The organism is Flavobacterium fryxellicola, assembly GCF_900143245.1.
Taxonomy (GTDB): Bacteria; Bacteroidota; Bacteroidia; order Flavobacteriales; family Flavobacteriaceae; genus Flavobacterium; species Flavobacterium fryxellicola.
Window position 1 is genome coordinate 1 of the sequence record NZ_FRDK01000023.1, and the last position, 5,955, is coordinate 5,955.

The window sequence follows — 5,955 nt, forward strand, 5'->3', positions numbered from 1 at the left end:
TATAAAGTATAAGTATTTGGAGCCAATGCTGTAAATACATTCGAGCTCTGATACGTTATTCCATCCAAACTGTAGGCTACTCCTGCTTGTGTTGTAATAGTAATATTTCCGGATGGAGTTCCACAAGTGGGTTGCACCACACTAACCGTAGTCGGTTCAACTGGCGGTGTTGGACTAGTATTTATCGTTATAGCAGACGATGACGGAGTTACACAAGTGTTATCCGCTGTATTTCGTACGTATAAAGTATAAGTATTTGGTGCCAATGCTGTAAATACATTCGAGCTCTGATACGTTATTCCATCCAAACTGTAGGTTACTCCTGCTTGTGTTGTGATTGTAATACTTCCGGATGGAGTTCCACAAGTAGGTTGCACCACACTAACCGTGGTTGGTTCAGTTGGCGGTGTTGGAATAGCATTGATCGTTATAGCAGACGTTGACGGAGTTACACAAGTATTATCCAATGTATTTTGTACGTATAAAGTATAAGTATTTGGAGCCAATGCTGTAAATACATTCGAGCTCTGATACGTTATTCCATCCAAACTGTAGGCTACTCCTGCTTGTGTTGTAATAGTAATATTTCCGGATGGAGTTCCACAAGTAGGTTGCACCACACTAACCGTAGTCGGTTCAACTGGCGGTATTGGAATAGCATTGATCGTTATAGCAGACGTTGACGGAGTTACACAAGTATTATCCGACGCATTTCGTACGTATAAAGTATAAGTATTTGGAGCCAATGCTGTAAATACATTCGAGCTCTGATACGTTATTCCATCCAAACTGTAGGCTACTCCTGCTTGTGTTGTGATTGTAATACTTCCGGATGGAGTTCCACAAGTAGGTTGCACCACACTAACCGTGGTTGGTTCAGTTGGCGGTGTTGGAATAGCATTGATCGTTATAGCAGACGATGACGGAGTTACACAAGTATTATCCGCTGTATTTCGAACGTATAAAGTATAAGTGTTTGGAGCCAATGCTGTAAATACATTCGAGGATTGATACATTATTCCATCCAAACTGTAGGCTATTCCTGCTTGTGTTGTAATAGTAATACTTCCGGATGGAGTTCCACAAGTAGGTTGCACCACACTAACCGTAGTCGGTTCAACTGGCGGTGTTGAACTAGCATTTATAGTAACCGACTCTGATCCAACCGAAGAACAATTGTTTATACCAGTAACAGTAAAAGTATAAATTCCTGATGATGGAAGGTTACTAAATTCATAACTACTACCAGATCCAGAAATTGGGACTCCACTAGAAGGCGTGATAACCCATGTGCCTATTGAAGGCAAGCCATTCAGTACGATACTGCCATAGTTCCTCTCACAAGTCGGTTGCGTAACCAATCCAATGACAGGAGGAGCGGTGAAATTGAATTCTACTGTAATATCTTCAGAAGATGGCACACATTGTCCATTTGAAATCGTCCATGTAAACACATAACTACCAAGAACATCTACATTAGCTGTTGAAGATCCATTACTACTATCACTAAAGTTAACGCTACCAGGTCCTGATTTTTTAGTCCAAGTTCCTGTCCCTACTGAAGGTGTATTACCACCCAAAGGATCACTTGTAAAACTACATTTAGACTGACTCTCTCCAACAGTAGCTAATGTTGGACTCTCAACAAAACTCATTACAATATTTGCCTCTGAATAACATGGTGTTAATGCCGCTGAAGCAACTACAACAGGATTTGGATCTTTAAGATTGTAATCTACTGCTGCATTTCCGAAATCTAAATTACTCGCTTTCTCTGGACTTAGAAAAGAATTGGTAACGGAATAATTTGTTTCATCTTGATCTACTAAAGTCATAGCAAAAAATTTAATATCCCCCGTTGTATAACCAATAAGAGACTTTAAAACTTCAACTTCAAATCCTAGATTGTAATCGGTAGTCCCAACATTATTTTTATTTATCCCCATTACTGAAGATGGACTTCCTGAAGCAACAACTCCTATATTAGTCTTAATAGAATTTCCAGTTCTTAGTTCAATAATATCCGCACTATAGTTATTTCCTCCTACGTCTGTTCCAATAGCTAAACAATAATCTGCCTGGAAATAAGAATCAAACGTACTTGGATTGTTATTAAAAAAATTAAATGCATTCACCAAAGGAAACCCACCATTTTCATCACCATAATTTGAAACATTAAACCCTCCTACTTTAGTATCCAAAAACAATAAAATTTTTCTACCACTTAGAACTTTACCAAGTACTCCGAAAGTTAATTTATCCTCTGTGGGACTTATTTTTATAGAATTTATGTATGCTGAAGTCGCGTTAGATGATAATGGAGCAGAAAGAAAATTATCTTCAACTGCTCCAGTGCCCCATGCTTTCTCGGTAACATTACCATCAAAACTCACTGCATATCTAGTTCGAACTCTAACAACCTGACCATCTGTTAAAGTATTTGTGACAAATGTTTTACTTAATGACATACTTTGTTTCACGACGCCATCGACTGAAAATTCAAATAGATCTGCACCGCCAGTGGCAGTAAATGTGGTAGAAGTACCCAAACACAATGGAGCCGAAATAGAAGTAGAAGGAGAAACAGATAATGTCACTGCAGGCGGAATAACATATATTGAAGCAACGACAGGTACACGGAAACTAACATCAGAACCTCTTCGGCTCTGCACGTAGTAAGTCTTAGTAGAACTTATACTTGGACTGTAAATACTTCCTGTGTATACCGGTATAACTGATGACTGAGAAGCAAACCATTCAATAGTTTCATTACCATTTACTCCAAAAGCATAGACATTGACTTGTACTGGATTAATACCGTCTCCACACGAGCTCCCAGCAGTCGAAAATGGGCTAGGCAAAACAGCTATAATCGCCGAAGTCCGAACAACTTTGGACTTCTTTTTCTGTTTTTTAATTGAATCTGTAGCTATTAATTTAGAATAGCGCTTAAAATTGATATCATGTAAATTTACAAGATTGTCTAAATTTCTTGAACTTAGCGAAAAATTAAAAAAAAAAAGAAATAATAAAAATAAAAGTATTTTTTTTTTCATACAACCGATTTTGTAATTATTTTGAAAATTTAATCTTTAAATGTAAAGTTTTATTTTCATTGAGCAAATTGAATTTTAATAAAAATTTAACAAACTAAAAACAATAAATTTAAATAATTAAAAATCAAACATTTACAAGATAAAATATTTGATCAAGAATTATATAAAATCAATGTCCTTACAACACAAATCACGAAATCACGGCTTAAGTCTTAAATTTGTGAAAAATAATAAACAAGTCCTATTTGTATATTTAAAATCATCTAAAAATGTAAGATTAAAACAGTATACGTAGAAAAACTTTCTTAGCGGAAATTAGTTTTGAGTATTTAGAATTGACTTCTTATAAAAAAAAGAAAAAGCATGGCGTTTGTATTTAGAAGAGAATAATTCTACTCCTAAACAACATGTTTCCAATAGGTTAATTTCAAAAAAGAAAACGCGATGACTCAAAGATTCCAAATTTTCACCATCGAGCACACCAAACACAACTTCACAATAATGGCAGAATAAGGCTTAATGAGGATGAGGTACGAGTATTTTTTGTCTGGAAAGAATGCGGTAGGAATTTGGTAGCTAACGTACATCGAATAACAGCACAACTTATGTCTTTTATGAAAATTATGAAATAACCATGATTTAGCAAACGCAAACACCGATGAGTTTTTCGTAACTTAGATGTCCTAAAAACAACATTATGAAAACAGTTGAATTCGAACAACTTATTTCGGTAGGATGCGGAATAGATGTTCACAAAGATGTTTTGGTTGCTACTATAAGGAGTAACGGAAAAGATTTTGAAACCAGGAATTTTACAGGTTTCACAAGTTCATTGATAGAAGTGCGAGATTGGTTCAAGGAGCGCCAAGTTACCCATGTGGCTATGGAGAGTACGGGAATTTATTGGAAACCTGTTTTCAATATTTTGGAACAAGACTTTGAAATCATTCTAGTAAATGCTCGTCATGTAAAGAATATTCCTGGACATAAAACGGACAAAAAAGACAGTGCTTGGTTGAGTAAACTTTTAGTTGCAGGGCTTTTAAAAGGAAGTTTTATACCGCCGAACGACATACGTGAACTTCGGGATTTGGTACGTTATAAAAAGAAAAAAACGCAATTTATTGCATCTGAAACCAATCGTATCATTAAAGTTTTAGAAGATTGCAACATTAAATTGAGTAGCGTAGTTTCTGATGTAAAGGGGGTAAGTGCTACAAGAATAATCAATGCTATTATAGATGGGGTTGAGGATGTTGCCCAACTTGTCTCTCATGCTCATGGCAAAATAAAGGCTTCGAAAGAAGATATAAAAGAAGCTTTAACAGGAAAGATAACGAATCATCATCGTTTTATGTTGAAAATAATACGAGAAACTATTAATGAAAATGAAAAATTGATTACAAAAGTTGAAACTCAAATAGATAAATCGGTTATTCAATACCAAGTAGAATTAGAACTTTTGCAAACCATCGATGGAGTTGGAAAAGATACTGCAATAACCATTATCAGCGAAATAGGTGTTGATATGGATTGCTTTCCTAACGAACATCATTTGGCGAGTTGGGCTGGATTAAGTCCAGGAAGCAACGAGAGTGCAGGTAAAAAAAAAGCACCCGAGTCATCCACGGAAACAAACATATCCAATCAGCATTAGTCGAATCGCCTTGGGGAGCAACCAGGAAGAAGCAGGGTTATTTGAAGACTTTTTATCAAAAATTACTAATCCGAAAAGGTTCCAAAAAAGCTTTAATAGCAGTGGCACACAAACAAATAATAGCGGCATATCATATTTTAAAAAACAAAGAGGTTTACAAAGAGCCAATTAAACAAATAGAAGCAATCAATCAAAAAAAGAAACAAAGAGACATACAGAAAAGTGTAGCACAATTAATGAATTTAGGTTTTAGCGTAAGACTAACACCAACAGCATAAAGATAAATATAAGCTCGTTTTTTTTACTAGAACATTAAATCTGTGTATGAAATTGAGTAAAAACTGGATAAGCACAAACACTTGTCGCAAAGAGAAGTAGTAATGCTAATCGGAAGCACGAATATGAAAATTTACATATATCTTATCCTTTTATTAAAAACAAAAATGAATAAAATTATTTAACCCTAATAAAATCAAGGCAAACAAAATTAAATATCGATTTTTAAGTAATGAAATTAGACTTTCATCAGCTAATTTTTGCCTTTTTTATAAAAAACAACATACAAAACACATATGAAACAGATTATAACTTATTAATTCTAATATCATTACTCCTATTTATCGGTTTCTGGGAAGAACTTTAGAAAATCAAAAGGGCGACTTTTTGAGAGATTTTAAAAGATGCAATTTAAAGTTTGACGCTAAACACTGGCCACAGTTAGCGAATCATTCAGCTCAAACATTACAATAGATAAAAATTGGCACTCCACCTCAAAATTTATACTATTCTATACCATTTTGAAAGAAGAAGAGTAAACGCAGCTTAAGAATCCTTCAATGCTAAAATTAAAGCTATCAGAAATCAATTTAGAGGAGTGAGAAAAGTAGATTTCTTCCTGTTTAGGTTAGCTAAGTTATTTGCCTAATCCCCAAGTTTTGTTCTTGATCCTATTTTTTGAGCCAAAAATTACGCAACATTTATAACAACAATACAGATAAATCAGTAGCTATTACAAAATTAGCACATTGGTACAACGATGTGGAGAATTTAGGGATTAAAAGCTTCAATACAATCATGAACACTATAAACATCAATTATAATTCTATACTGAACTACTTTGATAAACGAAGTACAAATGCTTCTGCAGAATCCTTCAATGCTAAAATTAAAGCATTCAGAAATCAATTTAGAGGAGTGAGAAAAGTAGATTTCTTCCTGTTTAGGTTAACTAAGTTATTTGCC

At 34.6% G+C, this 5,955-nt stretch carries 4 protein-coding genes; 3 read left to right on the plus strand and 1 reads right to left on the minus strand.

From position 1 onward, the window contains the following. Positions 1 to 3,056, minus strand: a 3,056-nt coding sequence (locus BUA03_RS16180; RefSeq protein WP_139255697.1) for a hypothetical protein, incomplete at its 3' end; no start/stop codon positions are given. A gap of 697 nt (positions 3,057 to 3,753) precedes the next feature. On the opposite strand from BUA03_RS16180, the gene BUA03_RS16185 reads away from it, so the two are divergent. The 3 genes from BUA03_RS16185 to BUA03_RS16200 form a co-directional block, all read left to right on the plus strand. Beyond that, positions 3,754 to 4,713: an IS110 family RNA-guided transposase gene (locus BUA03_RS16185; protein WP_066077221.1), complete on the plus strand. Its 960-nt coding sequence runs from the start codon at positions 3,754 to 3,756 to the stop codon at positions 4,711 to 4,713. A gap of 101 nt (positions 4,714 to 4,814) precedes the next feature. Next, positions 4,815 to 4,991: a hypothetical protein gene (locus BUA03_RS16805; protein WP_211266378.1), complete on the plus strand. Its 177-nt coding sequence runs from the start codon at positions 4,815 to 4,817 to the stop codon at positions 4,989 to 4,991. 676 nt (positions 4,992 to 5,667) lie between these two features. After that, on the plus strand, positions 5,668 to 5,955 hold a 288-nt coding region (locus tag BUA03_RS16200), incomplete at its 3' end, for a transposase (protein WP_139255699.1).